Origin of the sequence: Erythrobacter litoralis (assembly GCF_029760855.1) — a bacterium.
Taxonomy (GTDB): Bacteria; Pseudomonadota; Alphaproteobacteria; order Sphingomonadales; family Sphingomonadaceae; genus Qipengyuania; species Qipengyuania litoralis_A.
Genome location: NZ_SOSI01000001.1, coordinates 470,172 through 485,792, shown reverse-complemented (window position 1 = coordinate 485,792; position 15,621 = coordinate 470,172). Strand labels below are relative to the sequence as shown.

Below are 15,621 nucleotides of genomic sequence, written 5' to 3'. Positions count from 1 at the left end.
CGGAACCGGCGATCTCACGCCGTATAGGGGGAGCGAACGTCGTCCGGGTGGTCGGTAGTCAGGCGAAGAATAACGAAGCCAACAACGGCGGAGACAACCGACCCCATCAGAATGCCGATCTTCGCTTCCTCGATCAGCAAGTCGATGCCCGCGAAGGCCAGCCCGCTGATGAACAGCGACATCGTGAAGCCGATCCCGCATAGAATCGAAACGCCCCAGATTTCCGGCCATGATGCGCCTTCGGGCTTGTTCGCGAAGCCGACCTTGTTCGCCGCCCAGATGGCGGAGAGGATACCGATCTGCTTGCCGAAGAACAGACCCGCGGCAATCGCCAGCGGGAGCGGTGCGAACACGCCTGCCCAACCGAGATCGCCGATTTCCACGCCTGCATTGGCGAAACCGAAGATCGGTACGATGAGGTAGGCACTCCATGGTGCAAGACCGTGTTCGAGATGTTCGAGCATCGTATCATCGTCTTTCCCGCGCATGGGGATCGTCAAAGCCGCGACCACGCCGGCGATTGTGGCGTGTACGCCCGAATTCAGCACGAAAAACCATAGGACGAGCGCGAGCAGGATGAAGGGCCAGTACGCGGAAACCCGCATCCGGTTGAGGGCGAACATCGCGCCTACCGTGGCGATGGCGGCGGCCAGCCAGATCATTTTGATATTCGCGGTGTAAAACAGCGCGATCACCAGGACTGCGCCGATATCGTCCACAATTGCCACCGTCAGCAGAAAGAGCCGCAGCGAAGCGGGGACGCGATTGCCGAGCAGGCCGAGGACGCCCATGGCAAAAGCGATATCGGTCGCGGCCGGGATTGCCCAGCCGCGCGTCAGTTCGGCTGCGCCTTCGCCGTTCACGACGCCCAAGAAGACCAGCGCCGGAACGCCCATGCCGGCCATAGCAGCCAGCACCGGCATCTTGCGCTGATCGACGGTCGATAGCTGCCCCTCGACCCATTCGCGCTTCACTTCGAGGCCGACGACGAAGAAGAATATCGCCATCAGCCCGTCGTTTATCCAGAGATGCAGCGTGTTCAGCTTGAACAGGTTCGCATTGAACAGGTAGCCGTGAAAGAGGTGGTGATAATCCTCTCCGAAGGGGGAATTGGCCGCCAGCATCGCCGCGATGGCGACGAAGATAAGCAGAATACCGGCCGAAGCGTCGCTTACGAACAACGCGCGCACAGGCGCGAACACGAGACGGAGAGTGGAGGGCTTTTCGGACATAATTGCGCGCTCTGTCGAGCAATATTCACCCTCTTTCAAGACTGGTGTGACAGGGGAGGGATTGAAGGGGGCGATATTTGTACGAATCAGGCTTTACGGCAGAGCAATGGATGGCGCTCGCGCAGCATGAATTGCTGTTGTTTGCGGCGGCGTTTTTCGCTCTCGGCCTGCTCGACGAACTCGCAGTCGACATGCTGTATCTCTGGCTGAAGGTCACTGGGCGGGCTCGCACGGGCACCGTACCCGCCGAGATGGAGGTCGCGACGGACCTGTCCGGACCCGCCGCCGTGTTCATCCCCGCCTGGCAGGAAGACGCCGTGATCGGGCTGACGCTTGCCCACGCGGTCTCGTCATGGCGGCACGATGATCTGGCGATCTTTGTCGGCTGCTACCGCAACGATCCCGCTACTCTCGCGAAAGTGGAAGAATGCGCCGCAAAAGACGGCCGGATCGTACCCGTGATCGTCGATGCCGATGGTCCCACGAGCAAGGCGCATTGCCTGAACGTCCTGTGGAGCGCGCTTCGCGAGCGTGAGACCGCGACGGGTCGCCCAGCCCATATGGTCGTGCTGCACGATGCCGAGGACATGGTTGATCCGGCGGAGCTTACGGTCCTCGACAGGGCGGTTCGTGACGCCGATTTCGTCCAATTGCCGGTATTGGCCCTCCCGCTGGCATCGGCTCGTTGGATCGGCGGCCATTATTCCGACGAGTTCGCCGAATCGCATGCCAAGACAATGGTGGTGCGCAATGCGATCGGCGCGAGCGTGCCCGGGGCGGGGGTCGGGTCTGCCATCGGCCGCGCGGCGCTCGAAAGGCTCGCCGATACAAATGGCGGCGCTCCGTTCGCAGAAGATTCGCTGACAGAAGATTACGAACTTGGCCAGCGGATAGCCGCCCAGGGCGGCACCGGCCGGTTCCTCAGAGTTCGCACCGAGAGCGGCAGGCTGGTCGCGACGCGCGCCTACTTTCCCGAACGGCTCGATGCGGCCGTGCGGCAAAAGACGCGATGGACCCACGGGATCGCCCTGCAAGGCTGGGACCGGCTCGGCTGGCAAGGTAGGCTCGTATCGCGCTGGATGATGCTGCGCGATCGCAAGGGGCCGCTAGCTGCTGCGTTGCTCGCGCTCGGCTACGTCTTGGTCGGAACGACGATCATCGCGCAGACACTGGCGTATTTCGATGTGCTTCCGCCTTTGCAACTGACGCCTGTCCTCAAGTTCCTGCTTCTGGCAAACCTCGCCGGGCTGCTCTGGCGCTGTATTTTGCGCGGAGTTTTCACGGCGAACGAATATGGTTGGCGCGAGGGTTTTCGGGCGATCCCCCGCGTTGTTTTGACCAATATGATCGCGATCATAAGCGGTTGGCGTGCGATGCGGGCCTATATGGCCGCGCTCGGCGGCGCGCCTATAGTCTGGGAGAAAACCGAGCACGCAGCCCATCCAACGCAAGATGCGAAGCTTTCGGTTCGATGAGGCCGAAACTGCAATCCGCCCGTCGCGGCCAGCCGCTCACCTTTCTAGCCCTGATCGTGACGGTCTGGGTCGCCGGACGCCTGCTCCTGTGGGAAAGCCCATGGCCGCTCGAGTTTGCGCAGGATGCCTTGTTAGCTCCCGCAGTGGCTGCGAAAAGCGCGAGCGATAGCGTAACAGCCGTACCCGCTGTGGTGCGCATCGCGGAGACGCCTTTGAGGTATCCTGGTCTACCCGCCCGTTATCGATCTCGCAAAACAGGATCAACGACCACGGATCGCGCCGTCGAAGCGCCGATCCGCCGTTCACCAATTCCCTCATTCACGAACCTCGCACCCACGGGCCCGGCAGCTGCGCCCTATCCTGTGAGCGTTGGTAGCGACATCGAACGACGGGCCGCCAAGCGACCCGAGCTAAGGTTTTCGCGCTGGCGGGCCGATGCGTGGCTTTTCTTTCGCGAAGGAAGCAATGCTGTCGCATCCGCAACGCCGCGGCCGTCCTATGGAGCGAGCCAGGCCAGCGTTATCTTGTCCTATCGACTGGCACCGTCCTCGCGCTTCGAGCCCGACATCTATGTGCGCGTTTCAAAAGCGCTCATGGAGGGCGGCGAAATCGAAGCGGCAACCGGTATCAAGGTGAAACCGATCGCCGCCCTGCCGCTGCGAGTTCATGCCGAAGCCCGCGTGACCCGGTTCGCGGACCAAACCGAAATCCGTCCGAGCATCTATGCGACGGCGGGAATCGACGAACAGGACGTCGTCGCCGGCGTCGCGGTACGCGCCTATGCGCAGGCCGGATATGTCGGCGGGCGTTTTTCGACCGGCTTTGCCGACGGCATGGCCGTGGCGGACCGGGAAATCGCGGAGTTCGACATGGCGAAGGTGCGCGTGGGAGCAGGCGCATGGGCCGGAGTTCAGAAGGGCGCGAGCCGTGTCGACGTGGGGCCAAGCGCCAGCGTCGCGATCGACGTCGCTGGGGCTGACATCCGGTTATCAGCCGATTACCGCGTTCGCGTGGCGGGCGACGCAATACCGAACGATGGCCTCGCAATTACCGTGACGACCGGTTTTTAACGCCAAGCCACTTCATTCGTCGACCGGCTTTGGATAGGGCTGCGCGATGGACGTCTACCTGCCTATCGCCAATCTCTCGGTGAACGGTCTTTTCATCGTGACGCTAGGCGCACTCACGGGCGTCCTGTCGGGCTTGTTCGGGGTCGGCGGCGGCTTCCTGACGACGCCGCTTCTGATCTTCTACGGCATCCCGCCCACTGTCGCCGCCGCCTCCGCCTCCACGCAGGTGACGGGCGCTAGCGTTTCGGGCGTGTTTGCGCATGGGAAGCGCGGCGGGGTGGATTACCGGATGGGCGCAGTCCTCGTTGCGGGCGGCATCGTGGGCGCGGGTCTCGGTTCTCTCCTTTTCCGTTTCTTCCGCGCGATCGGACAGATCGATGTGGTGATCAACGCCCTCTATGTCGTGCTGCTTGGTTCGATCGGCATCCTGATGGCGAAAGAAGGGTGGCAGACCCTGCGCGGGTCCAAGACCACCGAGGCGGCGCGGCGGCGCCACCACCCGATGGTCGCGGCGCTACCCTTCCGCTATCGTTTCTACCGCTCCGGCCTCTACATCTCCCCGCTCGCGCCGTTGCTCGTTGGCGTCGTGGTCGGTATCTTGACCATGCTGATGGGCGTGGGCGGCGGCTTCATCCTCGTGCCCGCCATGCTCTACATCCTGGGCATGAGCGCCAACGTCGTCGTCGGCACCAGCCTGTTCAACATCCTGTTCGTCACCATCGCAACCACGATGATGCATTCGCTGACCACGCGGGCTGTCGATATCGTGCTGGTCGGCCTTTTGTTGCTCGGGTCTGTTTCCGGCGCTCAGATCGGCTCGCAATGGGCGGTGAAGGCGAAGCCCGAATATCTGCGCCTAATCCTCGCGGCGATCGTGCTGGTGATCGCTTTCCGCATGGTCCTCGGCCTGTTCTACCAGCCCGACGAAATATACACGCTCGCACCGCTGTGAGGGCGCTGCTTGTCCTGCTCGCTGCCTTCGCCCTGATGGGCCAGCGCGATCCCGTGCTGGTCCCGGAAATCTCCCAGCACGAGGTTCAGGTGAGGCAGGGCTTCACCGGAACCGAACTGCTGCTCTACGGCGCGGTCCTCGATCCGGACGGGCAGGCCGCGAGAGACTATGCGATCGTCGTCGTCCTGAAAGGACCGAGCGAGCCGATCCGCTTGCGCGAGAAAGAGCGCTTCGCAGGTGTCTGGATCAATGCGGAAAGCAGTGATTTCCGATCCGTGCCAAGTTTTTTCGCGGTTGCCGCATCCGAGCCGGTCGAGAACATCGTCGATGAGCGGACCGCCGCGATCTTCGAGTTCGGGACCGACTATATCCAGCTTTCGCCAACGGGCGCGATCGATTCAGACGCCTTATCGCGCTTTGCCGCCGGGCTCGTCGATCTCAAGGAGCGGCAGGGCCTGTACAAGCAGGACTTTCAGGGCGTCACGATTTCCGAGGGCGTGCTGTATCAGGCGCGTATCTCGTTGCCGTCCAATGTGACGACCGGAATGTACACGGCCGAAACCTTCGCGGTTTCGCGCGGCCGGGTCGTGGCTTCGGCCACGACCGAGGTCGACGTTCGCAAGGTTGGCTTCGAGCGTTTCGTCGAAAGCAGCTCGCAGGAATACGGGCTCGCCTATGGGCTCGTGGCCGTAATCCTGTCGGTCGGTATGGGCTGGGGCGCAGGGCGGTTATTTGCACGGCTCTAGCAGCCTGGCGCTCCATCGTTACCCGATCTTAACTGTGTGAGGGCATCACCCTGGTCAGGGCGCGCGCATTAGCGCCGCGTAGACACAGGGCACTCCCGATGAACGACATGCGTAGCGGCAGCTTCCGTACCTTCGATCCGGCGCAGGAACTGGGCGCGGAACCGCCGCAGCCGCGCAGCAATACGCTTCGCGATCGTATTCGCCGGGCGGAAGGCCAGCCGGTCCAGTCGCGTTCCGGCTACGTGCATCGGCCGCAGGAGCAGGCTGAGCCGGAGCCGGTGGCAAAATTCCCGGCAGCCGAGCCGCAAGCCGCTCAGCGTCCTTCCGAACCTCGGCTGGGCCAAGCGCCGCCGCGCCCGTCCGATCTCGCTCCGAAGCCCGAGCCGGTCGAGGACGAAGAGCCGGTCTACGATAGCGACGAGGTCAGCGAGAACGTCTCGCTGCCCATCGGTGTGGTGCTTGAAATCGCAGGGTCGGGATCGATGATCGCGATCGACCTCCAGCGGCTTTCCGAATGCGCGGAGGACGAGGATCCTTCGGTGGCGATGGCGGGACAGGTCGGCAGCCAGATCAAGATCCGCGTCGGCAACTCGTGGCTCGTCGCCAGTGTCCGCAACCAGAGACAGGATCGCAAGGCCGGGTCCATCCTCGCCAATATCGACTTCCTGGGCGAGGGCGTGGAAGAAAAGCTTACCGGCAGGCTGCACGGCTTCCGCCGCGGCGTTACCCGCTATCCCGTGCCGGGCGCGATGGTCTATCCCGCAAGCACGCAGGACCTGCGGCAGATCTATGCCAGCGACGGGCGCAGCGCGGTGACGATCGGCCGGGTCTATCCGACCAAGGACATTCGCGCCGGCTTGTATGTCGATGCCATGCTCGGCAAGCACTTCGCCCTGCTCGGTTCGACCGGTACGGGCAAGTCGACCAGCGCGGCCTTGATCTTGCACCGCATTTGCGAAGCGGCGCCGGAAGGTCACATCGTGATGATCGACCCGCATGGCGAATATTCGGCTGCCTTCACGCAGACGGGTGTGATCCTCGACGTCTCGAATCTGCAGATGCCCTACTGGCTGATGAATTTCGAGGAGCATTGCGAAGTCCTGCTAACCAGCAATGGGAACGAGCGGCAGATCGATGCGGATATCCTCGCCAAATGCCTGCTGAAGGCGCGGCAAAAGAGCCGTCTCGCAGAGGGTATGGGCAAGATCACCGTAGACTCGCCGATCCCCTATCTCCTGTCGGACCTCTCGAACGCACTCAAGGACGCGATGGGCACGCTGGACAAGGCGACGACGTCCGCACCCTATATGCGCATTTCCAGCAAGCTTGAGGAACTGAAGACCGATCCGCGCTACCAGTTCATGTTTTCGGGTATGCTGGTGGGCGATACGATGAAGGAATTCATCGCCAAGGTCTTCCGCATGCCTGCCAACGGCAAGCCGATTTCGATCATCGACGTGTCTGGCGTGCCGTCCGACATCACCTCGACCGTAGTGGCCGTGCTCAGCCGGTTGGTGTTCGATTTCGCGATCTGGGGACGCGAGGAAAAGACCAATCCGATCCTCCTGGTCTGCGAAGAGGCGCACCGCTATGTGCCGAGCGAGAAGAACGCCGACGGGAATTCGGTCGGCACGATCCTCTCGCGCATCGCCAAGGAGGGCCGTAAATACGGGATCAGCCTCGGCCTTATCACGCAGCGTCCGTCGGACCTTGCCGAAGGCGTGCTGTCGCAGTGCGGCACGATCATCTCGATGCGCCTAAACAACGACCGCGACCAGGAATTCGTGCGTGCGGCCATGCCCGAAGGCGCGCGCGGTTTCCTCGATGCGATCCCGGCGCTGCGCAACCGCGAATGCATCATCTGCGGCGAGGGTGTCGCGATCCCGATCCGGGTGAGCTTCGACAATCTCGAAGAGATCAAGCGGCCCGCTTCGGAAGATCCGAGCTTCGTCGAATTGTGGAGCCAGTCCGGCGGCGAAGAGGACCTCGTCGAGCGCACCGTCACCCGCTGGCGCTCGCAGGGATAGTTTTCTCAAGCAAAAGCGAGACGCAGCCACGGATGTAGCTGCGTAAGACACATCATGTCCCGCGCGTGTCGCCGAACAGGTGGATGTGGAGGCGGTCGCTTAGCCGGAGTCCATGTTCGACGCAGAGCGGGGCAAGCCATTTTTCGCGGGCGCGCAGCGTGTCGCTGTCCGTGCCTTCGGGCATGAGGAAAATGCGCTCGTGCTGGATGGAATGGCGGGCAGCAAGCGCCAGAACCTCTTCGATGTCCGAGGGCTGGGCGATCACGAACTTGAACCACGCGCGAGTGTCGTTCGCATAGGCGTCCAGCCGTTCGGGCAGGAGGGCGAGGTTCGCCACATTGCCGCTATGGGCAAGCTTCGGGCTGACATTGAACTGGGCAATGCGTGCATCGAGCGCAGGCAAGGCTTTGGTCGTGCCGTTGGTCTCGACCTCGACGGCAACGTGAGGTAGCGCGTCCAGCATCCGGGCGAGGGCGGGGGCCTGCAACAGCGGTTCGCCCCCGGTTACGACGAGACGCGTTTGGCCGAGCGCGGCGATCCGTTCCGCGACGTCCGTTTCGTTTAGCGAGAGCTGGTTGGCCTTGCGCGCGAAAGTCTTTCCATCCCGATGCGGACGCTGGTCGCCTTCGAAATGCCAGGTGTAGGCCGTGTCGCACCACACGCAGGCAAGATTGCAGCGCGACAGGCGCAGGAATGCCACCGGCATCCCGGCGCTCGGCCCCTCGCCTTGGACCGATGCGAAGATTTCCGGGCCGCCGGTATCGTCTGTCGCTAGAATGAGGGCCACTTCGTCCCAGTCTATCCAAGTCTCGCCAAAGCCGCTCGGAGCCGGTCGATCTCGCTTGCATGGAACGCCGCATCGGCTTTCGCCTTCTCCACCGCTTCGGGCGCTGCGCGTTCGACGAAGTTGGGGTTGCCGAGCCGCTTGTCGAGGCTGCCGAACTCCTTTTCGCTCGCCTCCAGCGCCTTTGCCAGCCGCGCCTTTTCGGCTTCGATGTCGACGATCCCTTCGAGCGGGATGACGATGGCATCGCTACCTGCGCCGACCTGCATTGCCGGCCCGGCGGGGGCCTCACCGATATGCACCGGGGTGAGCCGCGCGAGTCGTTCGACCGCGGCGTTGGCACGTTCCAGTACGCCTGCCGCGACCGGAGAGGGGTTCGCGATCCAAGCTTCCAGCTTCGCGCCGGGCGGAATGCCGAGTTCGTTCTTCGCACCGCGCATAGCAGTGGTGAGCGCGATGACCCAGTCGATCGCCGCCACCGCATCCTCGCTGATATCGGCTCGCGGGTTCGGCCACTTGGCGGTGATTACCGGATAGTCGCCGCGCGCGCCCTGCGCCTGCCACAGCTCCTCGGTCACGAAGGGCATGAAAGGGTGCAGCATTACGAGAATTTGGTCGAGCGCCCAACCGGCGACCGCGCGGGTTTCGACGGCGGGCGCACTGTCAGGATCACCCTGGAAGACCGGCTTGATCAGTTCGAGATACCAGTCGCAGAACCGGTCCCACACGAAATGGTAAATCGTGTTGGCGGCTGCATCGAAGCGTAGGTCGGCCAGCGCCTTGTCCAGCGCCTCGACCGTCTGCTGCACCTCCCCGATGATCCACTGGTTCGCCGCAAGGCGCGCGGATGGAGCGGCAATCGTGTCGCTCGCGCCGATGCCGTTCGCCTGGCAGAAGCGGGTCGCGTTCCACAGCTTGGTGGCGAAGTTGCGGTAACCCTCGACCCGCTTTTCATCCATTTTGATGTCGCGCCCCTGGCTTTCCATTGCGGCCATGAAGAAGCGCAGGGCATCGGCGCCGTAGCGATCGATGAGGCCGAGCGGATCGACCACATTGCCCTTTGACTTCGACATCTTCGCCCCGTCCGCCGCACGTACGAGGCCATGAAGGTACAGGCGAGGCCATGGGTTCTGACCGGTGAGGTGGCGGCCCATCATCATCATGCGGGCATCCCAGAAGAACAGGATGTCGAAGCCGGAGATCAGGAGGTTATTGGGGTAGTGCCTTTCGACCAGCGCGGTTTCTTCTGGCCAGCCGAGCGTGGCGAAGGGCCAGAGCGCGGACGAGAACCAAGTGTCGAGAACGTCATCGTCGCGGGTCAGGGTAACGCCGGCGCCCGCCCAGGCCTGCGCCTCGGCTTCGGTTTCGGCGACGAATACCGCCCCGTCCGGACCATACCACGCCGGTATCCGATGCCCCCACCACAATTGTCGCGAGACACACCACGGCTGGATATTCTCCATCCAGTTGAAGAATGTCTTCTCCCAAGTCTTCGGGACGATCTCGACTTCGCCGGACTTCACCGCCTCAATCGGGTCGACCGCAAGTTTCGCGGCATCGACATACCATTGGTCGGTCAGCCATGGTTCGATCACCACGCCGCCGCGGTCGCCGAAGGGGGTCGCGATGGTACGCGGTTCGGCGTCGAGTTCCTGTTCCTCGCCCTTCTTGGTCTTGGCGATGTGCGGGATGAGGTAGCCCTGCTCCTTCAGCCGTTGCACCACGAGTTCGCGCGCACCGTCCTTGCCATCGCGGGCGAAGCGGTGGAGGCCGAGGAACTCATTCGGCACCTTTCCGTCGGCGGTCTGCGTGACATTAGCATCGCCGTCGAGCATGTTGAGCATATCGCCGGGCTCGATTCCGGCGCGCTTGCCGACCTCGAAATCGTTAAAGTCGTGCCCCGGCGTAATCTTCACCGCGCCACTGCCGAGTTCCGGATCGGCATGTTCGTCCGCCACGATCGGCACGCGCCGCCCGGTAATGGGCAGGACGACATGCTTGCCGACGACGCTGGCATACCGCTCGTCGGTCGGGTGCACGGCCACTGCCATATCGGCCAGCATCGTCTCGGGCCGGGTAGTGGCGACCTCGATGTAGTCCTGCCCGTTCTCGAGCGTCACGCCGCCCTCCAGCGGATAGCGGAAATGCCAGAAATGACCCTTCACGTCCTGCGTCTCGACTTCGAGATCGCTGATCGCGGTCTTGAGTTTCGGATCCCAGTTCACCAGCCGCTTGTCGCGGTAGATCAGCCCGTCATTGTAAAGATCAACGAAGGTCTTGAGCACCGCGCGGCTGAAATGCTCGTCCATCGTAAACTGTTCGCGGCTCCAGTCCATCGAGCAGCCGAGACGGCGGAGCTGACGGGTGATCGTGCCGCCGCTTTCGTCCTTCCATTCCCAGACCTTGCTGACGAAGTCTTCGCGCGAGTAGTTCGTGCGCTTGTCCTGCTTCGCCTCGAGCTGGCGCTCCACCACCATCTGCGTCGCGATGCCGGCATGGTCGGTGCCGACTACCCACAGCGCGTCCTTGCCGCGCAGCCGCTCGTACCGGATCACGATGTCCTGCAACGTATTGTCGAGCGCGTGACCGATGTGGAGGCTGCCGGTCACGTTCGGCGGCGGATTGACGATGGTGTAGGCTTCCGAGTCTGGCCGTTCGGGTCGAAACAGGCCGTTCTCCTCCCAGTGCGCATACCAGCGCGCCTCGATTTCGGCAGGGTCGAAGGTCTTGGGAAGCTCTGTACTCATGGCCGTAGCCCATGCCAGCGCCCCTGTTGCGATGCAACGCAAACGCGCCTCTGCGCTTGCCGCCGCGCCGAAATCGCCGCATAGGCGCAGGAAGATGGACGGTCTGGCGCAATTCGAGGTGGACGAAGGGGCGGACGGGGGCGCAACGCTGGCGCTCTCCGGGCCATATCTTATCTCGACGATTGGCGGGGTGGACGAAGATTTGCGCGGCTTGGATCGCGAATTCAGTAAAGTCGATCTTTCCGAAGTCAGCGAAATCGATACCGTGGGCGCATGGGTCGCGTGCAGCCTGGCGACCGAGCATAACGCTGAAATCGTAGGCGCAAGCGATCGGGCGCAGCGGCTGATGAAGGCGCTCGAAGGTTCGCACGAAGGCGAGGCTGTATCCGCGCCCCGCGCGCAATTGTTGCAGCGCGTACCCGAAGCGATCGGCGAGAAAGTCTATAACGGCCGCCGCGGCTTCATGGGCGTGCTGGGTTTCCTCGGTGCGCTGCTGGTGGCGGCGGGCAATGTCATTCGCCATCCCAGCCGGTTCCGTTCGCTTGCGCTGGTCCGGCAGATGGAACTGGTCGGAGTATCCGCCCTGCCAATCGTCGGCTTGATGAGCTTCCTCATCGGCGTCGTCATCGCGCAGCAGGGCGCGGTGCAGCTTGCGCAGTTCGGGGCGGAGACGCTGACGGTGAACCTCGTCGGCCGGATTACCTTGCGCGAACTCGGCGTGCTGATGACCGCGATCATGGTGGCGGGCCGTTCGGGCAGCGCCTTTGCCGCGCAGCTCGGCACGATGAAGCTGACCGAGGAAGTCGACGCCATGCGCACGATCGGCATTTCGCCGATGGAAGCGCTGGTCATCCCGCGCATCCTTGCTGCGATCATCATGATGCCGCTGCTGGGGTTCTACGCTTGCGCGACAGCGATTATCGGCGGAGCGGTGATCGGCGACGTCATGCTCGGCATCCCGTTCTGGACTTTCCTGTTCCGCATCCAGGAAGTCGTCCCGACCTACGATTTATGGGTAGGCCTAATAAAGGCGCCCGTCTTCGGCCTGATCGTTTCGCTCGCCGGTTGCTATCATGGCATGAAGGTCGAGAACGACTCCGAGCAGGTGGGCCTGCGCACCACGATGGCTGTGGTGACCGGCATTTTCGCCGTCATCGTGCTCGATGCGTTCTTCGCCGTCTTCTTCACCAAGGTCGGGTGGGCCTGATGGCGGACGATCTCCCCCCTCCCGAGCGGCACGAACGGTTTCGCGGCGAATATCCGATCGTCGTCGAGGGCCTGGTCAACAAGTTCGGCGAACAGACCATTCACGACCAGCTCGATCTCAAGGTCAAGCGCGGGGAAATCCTTGGCGTGGTCGGCGGATCGGGCACGGGCAAATCGGTTCTGATGCGTTCGATCATCGGGCTTCAAATACCGAGCGCCGGCGAGATAAAGGTGTTCGGACGATCCATCACCGAAGCCGAGCCAGACGAGGTTCTGGGCGTGCGCGATCGGTGGGGTGTTTTGTTTCAGGGCGGCGCGTTGTTCTCCACTCTTACGGTGGGCGAGAATGTCGAAGTGCCGCTCAACCAGTTCTATCCGGAAATTAGCGAGCATCTGCGGCACGAGATCGCGCGCTACAAGGTGGTCCTCTCCGGCCTGCCGGAAAACGCGGTCAGCAAATATCCGAGCGAGCTTTCGGGGGGCATGAAAAAGCGCGCCGGTCTTGCGCGCGCTCTGGCACTCGACCCCGAACTGCTCTTCCTCGACGAGCCGACAGCCGGCCTCGACCCGATCGGCGCGGCGGCGTTCGACCGGTTGACGCTGGAATTGAAGGAAACGCTCGGTCTGACCGTGTTCCTCATCACCCACGATCTCGATACGCTGCACGAAATTTGCGATCGGGTGGCGGTGCTTGCGGACAAGAAGGTGATCGCGGTCGATACCGTGCCCAACCTCATGGAACTCGACCATCCTTGGATACAGGAATACTTCAACGGCCCGCGCGGCCGCGCAGCGCTGACGGCGCAGGCGCTCGACGAACTCAGGCAGCACATGGACCGACCGATCGCGGCGCACGCGGTCAAAGCGTTGGACAAAGCGGATGCTGCGAAGGATAAGGCTAAGTAATGGAAACGCGGGCAAATCATGTGTGGGTGGGGGCCGTCACGCTGTTGATCCTAGCAGGGCTGGCGCTGTTCATCGTCTGGCTGGCACGGCTAGGCGAAGGCCACCAAAAGGAATACGACATCTTTTTCGGCCAGTCCGTCTCGGGCCTCGCCAATGGCAGCCAAGTGTCCTTCGCCGGCGTTCCGGTCGGGCAAGTCTCCCAGATCGCGCTGTGGGACAAGGATCCCGAATTCGTTCGCGTCCGCATCAAGGTGAAGGAAGAAGTGCCTATCCTCGTCGGTACCACGGCGACGATCCAGGGCAGCTTCACCGGCGTTTCGACCATCATGCTCGACGGTGCGCGCAGCGGCGCCCCGGCCATCACCTGCGAGACCACGGCCTGCACCGAAGGCGTACCGATCATCCCGCCGCAGGATGGCGGCTTCAACGCTATTCTGGCCAACGCGCCTCTGCTGCTCGAGCGGCTGGCAACCCTGACCGAGCGGCTGACCCAACTCTTGAGCGACGAGAACCAGGGCGAGATCGCCGGAATTCTCGCCAACACAAACGAGATAACCCGCGGTTTTGCGCAGGCCGCCCCGCAGGTCGAACGCACGATGGCGGAATTGCAGGTTACCTTGCGAGAGTCAGCCGAAGCGCTCGACGAGTTCGAGAAGGTCACCGCCTCGACCGACCGGTTGATCAATTCCGAAGGCGAGCAGATTGCAAAGCAGCTTCGCTCAACGCTCGAGTCCGCAAGCGGTGCTGCGGAAGCACTTAAGGTTACGCTCGAAGATGCGCGTCCGGCAACCAAGCAGCTGACCGAAAGCACGCTGCCCGCCGCCGAAGCGACACTGCGCGATCTGCGCGCGACCAGCAAGGCGCTACGCGGCGTCACCGAAAAGATCGACGAAAAGGGCGCCGGCGCATTGCTTTCGAGCCAGCCCATGCCCGATTACGAGCCCGACAATTGAGAGATTTCGCGATGCGCAAGTTCAAGACCCTCGCCGCGTTCGCCCCAGCACTGCTGCTCGCAGGTTGTATCAGCTTCGGGCCGGAAACGCCCGATAGCCTCCTGACCCTCACGCCGACCGCCACCGCCCCGGCAGGCAGTGGCGCATCCAGCAATGCAGGCCAGTCGATCGTGCTCAGCGAATTCGAAGCGCCTGCCGCGCTCGACGTGACGCGGGTGCCAGTGCAGATCGACGATACCAGCATCGCCTATTTGCAGGATGCAACCTGGGTCGAGAAACCTGCGCGCCTGTTTCGTCGGTTGATCGGCGAAACGCTGCGCACGCGCACTAATCGCATCATCGTGGACGGCGACGATCCGGGCGCCCTCGCGGAGACGCGGTTGAACGGCACGGTCCGCCAGTTTGGATATGATGCGCGCAACTCCTCGGTCGTGGTCGTGTTCGACGGCGTCCTTCCGGGCGCGGGCAGTTCGGTACGCACGCGCCGCTTCGAAGCGGTCATCTCCGGCGTTGCGCCCGAAGCGGCCGCGGTCGGCCCGGCGCTGAACCAGGCGGCAAATCAGGTCGCGCTCGAAGTGGCGGAGTGGATCGGTTAGAGGGCACGACAGGCAGCCTGCGGCCGGGGGTTCGATACGCTCTGCGCTGCTTTTTGCGATAATCGTCTGCTTGGGAGTTGCCGCCTCCCATTATTTCCGTGCAGTCCACATCGACGGAACGCCGATAAGGGCCGCCCTCGCCGAGAGGCTGGCTTCCGATGCGGACGCACCTTCATCGGGTCCACAAGACGCTTCGGTATCGTTGATCGTCTTCACCGATTATCGCTGTCCCGCCTGTCGCAGAGCGCATCCCGCGATGCTCGAAGCGGTCGCAAAAGACGGGGACACGCGGATCGTCTATCGCGATCTTCCGATCTTCGGTCCACCATCGGAAGATGCCGCCCGTATCGCCATCGCAGCGAACGAACAGGGACTGTACACCGCCGTGCATGACGCCTTCATGCGGGAGCGGCGCCCGCTTACGCCCGCGGTCATGGCGGAGGTCGTCACGGGCCTCGGGGGCAACTGGCAGTCGCTGATGAAAACTATCGAAGCCGGCGGTCCGACGCAGCGCCTCGTCGCAAATCGGCGCGATGCGATGGCACTCGGTATCGTCGGTACGCCGACCTACGTGAGCGGACGCTTCAAATACACCGGTGCCCTCACTGAAACGCAATTCGAAAAGGCAATCGACAAGGCCCGCCAGAATTGAACCAGGCAGACCGGAACAGGATCGTCGCCTTCTACGTTATTAACTTGAGGCAATGTTGCCGATGAAACTGGAGAAAAACGATGGGCGAACTTACCGACAAGGCAAAGGGTGTTGCCAATGAAGTCGCCGGCAAGGCGAAGCAGCAGTCCGACAACCCCGAGACCCGCGCCGAAGGTCATGCGCAAGAACGCAAGGGCGAAGCCCAGAACCTCAAGGGCGAAGTCGAAGGCAAGATGGGCAACAAGGTCTGACCGACCCCTGAAATTTACGAAAAA

The 15,621-nt window shown here is 62.9% G+C and carries 14 protein-coding genes; 11 read left to right on the top strand and 3 right to left on the bottom strand.

The window, feature by feature from the left end:
• Positions 1-14: 14 nt before the first annotated feature.
• On the bottom strand, positions 15-1,232 hold the full coding sequence (gene nhaA, locus E3U23_RS02225) for a Na+/H+ antiporter NhaA (RefSeq protein ID WP_279349551.1): 1,218 nt from the start codon (positions 1,230-1,232) through the stop codon (positions 15-17).
• Positions 1,233-1,309: 77 nt separating this feature from the next.
• Between nhaA and E3U23_RS02220 the strand changes: the two genes are divergently transcribed.
• The 5 genes from E3U23_RS02220 to E3U23_RS02200 all read left to right on the top strand — a co-directional run bounded on the left by E3U23_RS02220 (position 1,310) and on the right by E3U23_RS02200 (position 7,502).
• Positions 1,310-2,707: a glycosyl transferase family protein gene (locus E3U23_RS02220; protein ID WP_279349550.1), complete on the top strand. Its 1,398-nt coding sequence runs from the start codon at positions 1,310-1,312 to the stop codon at positions 2,705-2,707.
• Positions 2,704-3,777: a hypothetical protein gene (locus tag E3U23_RS02215; protein WP_279349549.1), complete on the top strand. Its 1,074-nt coding sequence runs from the start codon at positions 2,704-2,706 to the stop codon at positions 3,775-3,777. The genes E3U23_RS02220 and E3U23_RS02215 overlap by 4 nt, the downstream gene beginning before the upstream one ends.
• A gap of 46 nt (positions 3,778-3,823) precedes the next feature.
• Entirely contained in the window at positions 3,824-4,729 is a 906-nt protein-coding gene (locus E3U23_RS02210) for a sulfite exporter TauE/SafE family protein (RefSeq protein WP_279349548.1), read from the top strand.
• Positions 4,730-4,764: 35 nt separating this feature from the next.
• The gene (locus E3U23_RS02205; protein WP_279349687.1) at positions 4,765-5,475 is read left to right on the top strand and encodes a TIGR02186 family protein; all 711 of its coding nucleotides are present in this window, start codon (positions 4,765-4,767) and stop codon (positions 5,473-5,475) included.
• Positions 5,476-5,573: 98 nt separating this feature from the next.
• On the top strand, positions 5,574-7,502 hold the full coding sequence (locus tag E3U23_RS02200; RefSeq protein ID WP_279349547.1) for an ATP-binding protein: 1,929 nt from the start codon (positions 5,574-5,576) through the stop codon (positions 7,500-7,502).
• Between the two features lie 52 nt (positions 7,503-7,554).
• Here the strand turns inward: E3U23_RS02200 and E3U23_RS02195 are convergent, their stop codons facing one another.
• Both E3U23_RS02195 and E3U23_RS02190 read right to left on the bottom strand, forming a co-directional pair.
• Positions 7,555-8,289 (bottom strand): 7-carboxy-7-deazaguanine synthase QueE, encoded by a 735-nt coding sequence (locus E3U23_RS02195; RefSeq protein ID WP_279349546.1) that lies wholly within the window; start codon positions 8,287-8,289, stop codon positions 7,555-7,557.
• A gap of 11 nt (positions 8,290-8,300) precedes the next feature.
• Positions 8,301-11,033 (bottom strand): valine--tRNA ligase, encoded by a 2,733-nt coding sequence (locus tag E3U23_RS02190; RefSeq protein WP_279349544.1) that lies wholly within the window; start codon positions 11,031-11,033, stop codon positions 8,301-8,303.
• A gap of 94 nt (positions 11,034-11,127) precedes the next feature.
• Here E3U23_RS02190 and E3U23_RS02185 point away from each other — a divergent pair, with 94 nt between their 5' ends.
• The 6 genes from E3U23_RS02185 to E3U23_RS02160 all read left to right on the top strand — a co-directional run bounded on the left by E3U23_RS02185 (position 11,128) and on the right by E3U23_RS02160 (position 15,597).
• Positions 11,128-12,240, top strand: coding sequence for an MlaE family ABC transporter permease (locus tag E3U23_RS02185; RefSeq protein ID WP_279349686.1), 1,113 nt, complete (start codon positions 11,128-11,130; stop codon positions 12,238-12,240).
• Positions 12,240-13,145 carry an ABC transporter ATP-binding protein gene (locus E3U23_RS02180; protein ID WP_279349543.1) on the top strand — a complete coding sequence of 302 codons (906 nt, stop codon included), beginning with the start codon at positions 12,240-12,242 and terminating at the stop codon, positions 13,143-13,145. Before E3U23_RS02185 ends, E3U23_RS02180 begins: the two co-directional genes overlap by 1 nt.
• Positions 13,145-14,098 (top strand): MlaD family protein, encoded by a 954-nt coding sequence (locus E3U23_RS02175; protein ID WP_279349542.1) that lies wholly within the window; start codon positions 13,145-13,147, stop codon positions 14,096-14,098. The genes E3U23_RS02180 and E3U23_RS02175 overlap by 1 nt, the downstream gene beginning before the upstream one ends.
• Positions 14,095-14,694 (top strand): ABC-type transport auxiliary lipoprotein family protein, encoded by a 600-nt coding sequence (locus E3U23_RS02170; RefSeq protein ID WP_279349541.1) that lies wholly within the window; start codon positions 14,095-14,097, stop codon positions 14,692-14,694. Before E3U23_RS02175 ends, E3U23_RS02170 begins: the two co-directional genes overlap by 4 nt.
• Positions 14,695-14,764: 70 nt before the next feature.
• A complete protein-coding gene (locus tag E3U23_RS02165) occupies positions 14,765-15,346 on the top strand; it encodes a DsbA family protein (RefSeq protein WP_279349540.1) in 582 nt (193 codons plus the stop codon).
• Between the two features lie 80 nt (positions 15,347-15,426).
• Positions 15,427-15,597 (top strand): CsbD family protein, encoded by a 171-nt coding sequence (locus E3U23_RS02160; protein ID WP_279349539.1) that lies wholly within the window; start codon positions 15,427-15,429, stop codon positions 15,595-15,597.
• Positions 15,598-15,621: the final 24 nt, after the last annotated feature.

What these genes read in the sequence shown, in the direction of transcription:
- E3U23_RS02190 (WP_279349544.1), bottom strand. Translation starts at nt 11,033, where the DNA reads ATGAGTACAGAGCTTCCCAAGACCTTCGACCCTGCCGAAATCGAGGCG.
- E3U23_RS02200 (WP_279349547.1), top strand. Translation starts at nt 5,574, where the DNA reads ATGAACGACATGCGTAGCGGCAGCTTCCGTACCTTCGATCCGGCGCAG.
- E3U23_RS02210 (WP_279349548.1), top strand. Translation starts at nt 3,824, where the DNA reads ATGGACGTCTACCTGCCTATCGCCAATCTCTCGGTGAACGGTCTTTTC.
- E3U23_RS02180 (WP_279349543.1), top strand. Translation starts at nt 12,240, where the DNA reads ATGGCGGACGATCTCCCCCCTCCCGAGCGGCACGAACGGTTTCGCGGC.
- E3U23_RS02185 (WP_279349686.1), top strand. Translation starts at nt 11,128, where the DNA reads ATGGACGGTCTGGCGCAATTCGAGGTGGACGAAGGGGCGGACGGGGGC.
- E3U23_RS02205 (WP_279349687.1), top strand. Translation starts at nt 4,765, where the DNA reads ATGGGCCAGCGCGATCCCGTGCTGGTCCCGGAAATCTCCCAGCACGAG.
- E3U23_RS02175 (WP_279349542.1), top strand. Translation starts at nt 13,145, where the DNA reads ATGGAAACGCGGGCAAATCATGTGTGGGTGGGGGCCGTCACGCTGTTG.
- E3U23_RS02160 (WP_279349539.1), top strand. Translation starts at nt 15,427, where the DNA reads ATGGGCGAACTTACCGACAAGGCAAAGGGTGTTGCCAATGAAGTCGCC.
- E3U23_RS02215 (WP_279349549.1), top strand. Translation starts at nt 2,704, where the DNA reads ATGAGGCCGAAACTGCAATCCGCCCGTCGCGGCCAGCCGCTCACCTTT.
- nhaA (WP_279349551.1), bottom strand. Translation starts at nt 1,232, where the DNA reads ATGTCCGAAAAGCCCTCCACTCTCCGTCTCGTGTTCGCGCCTGTGCGC.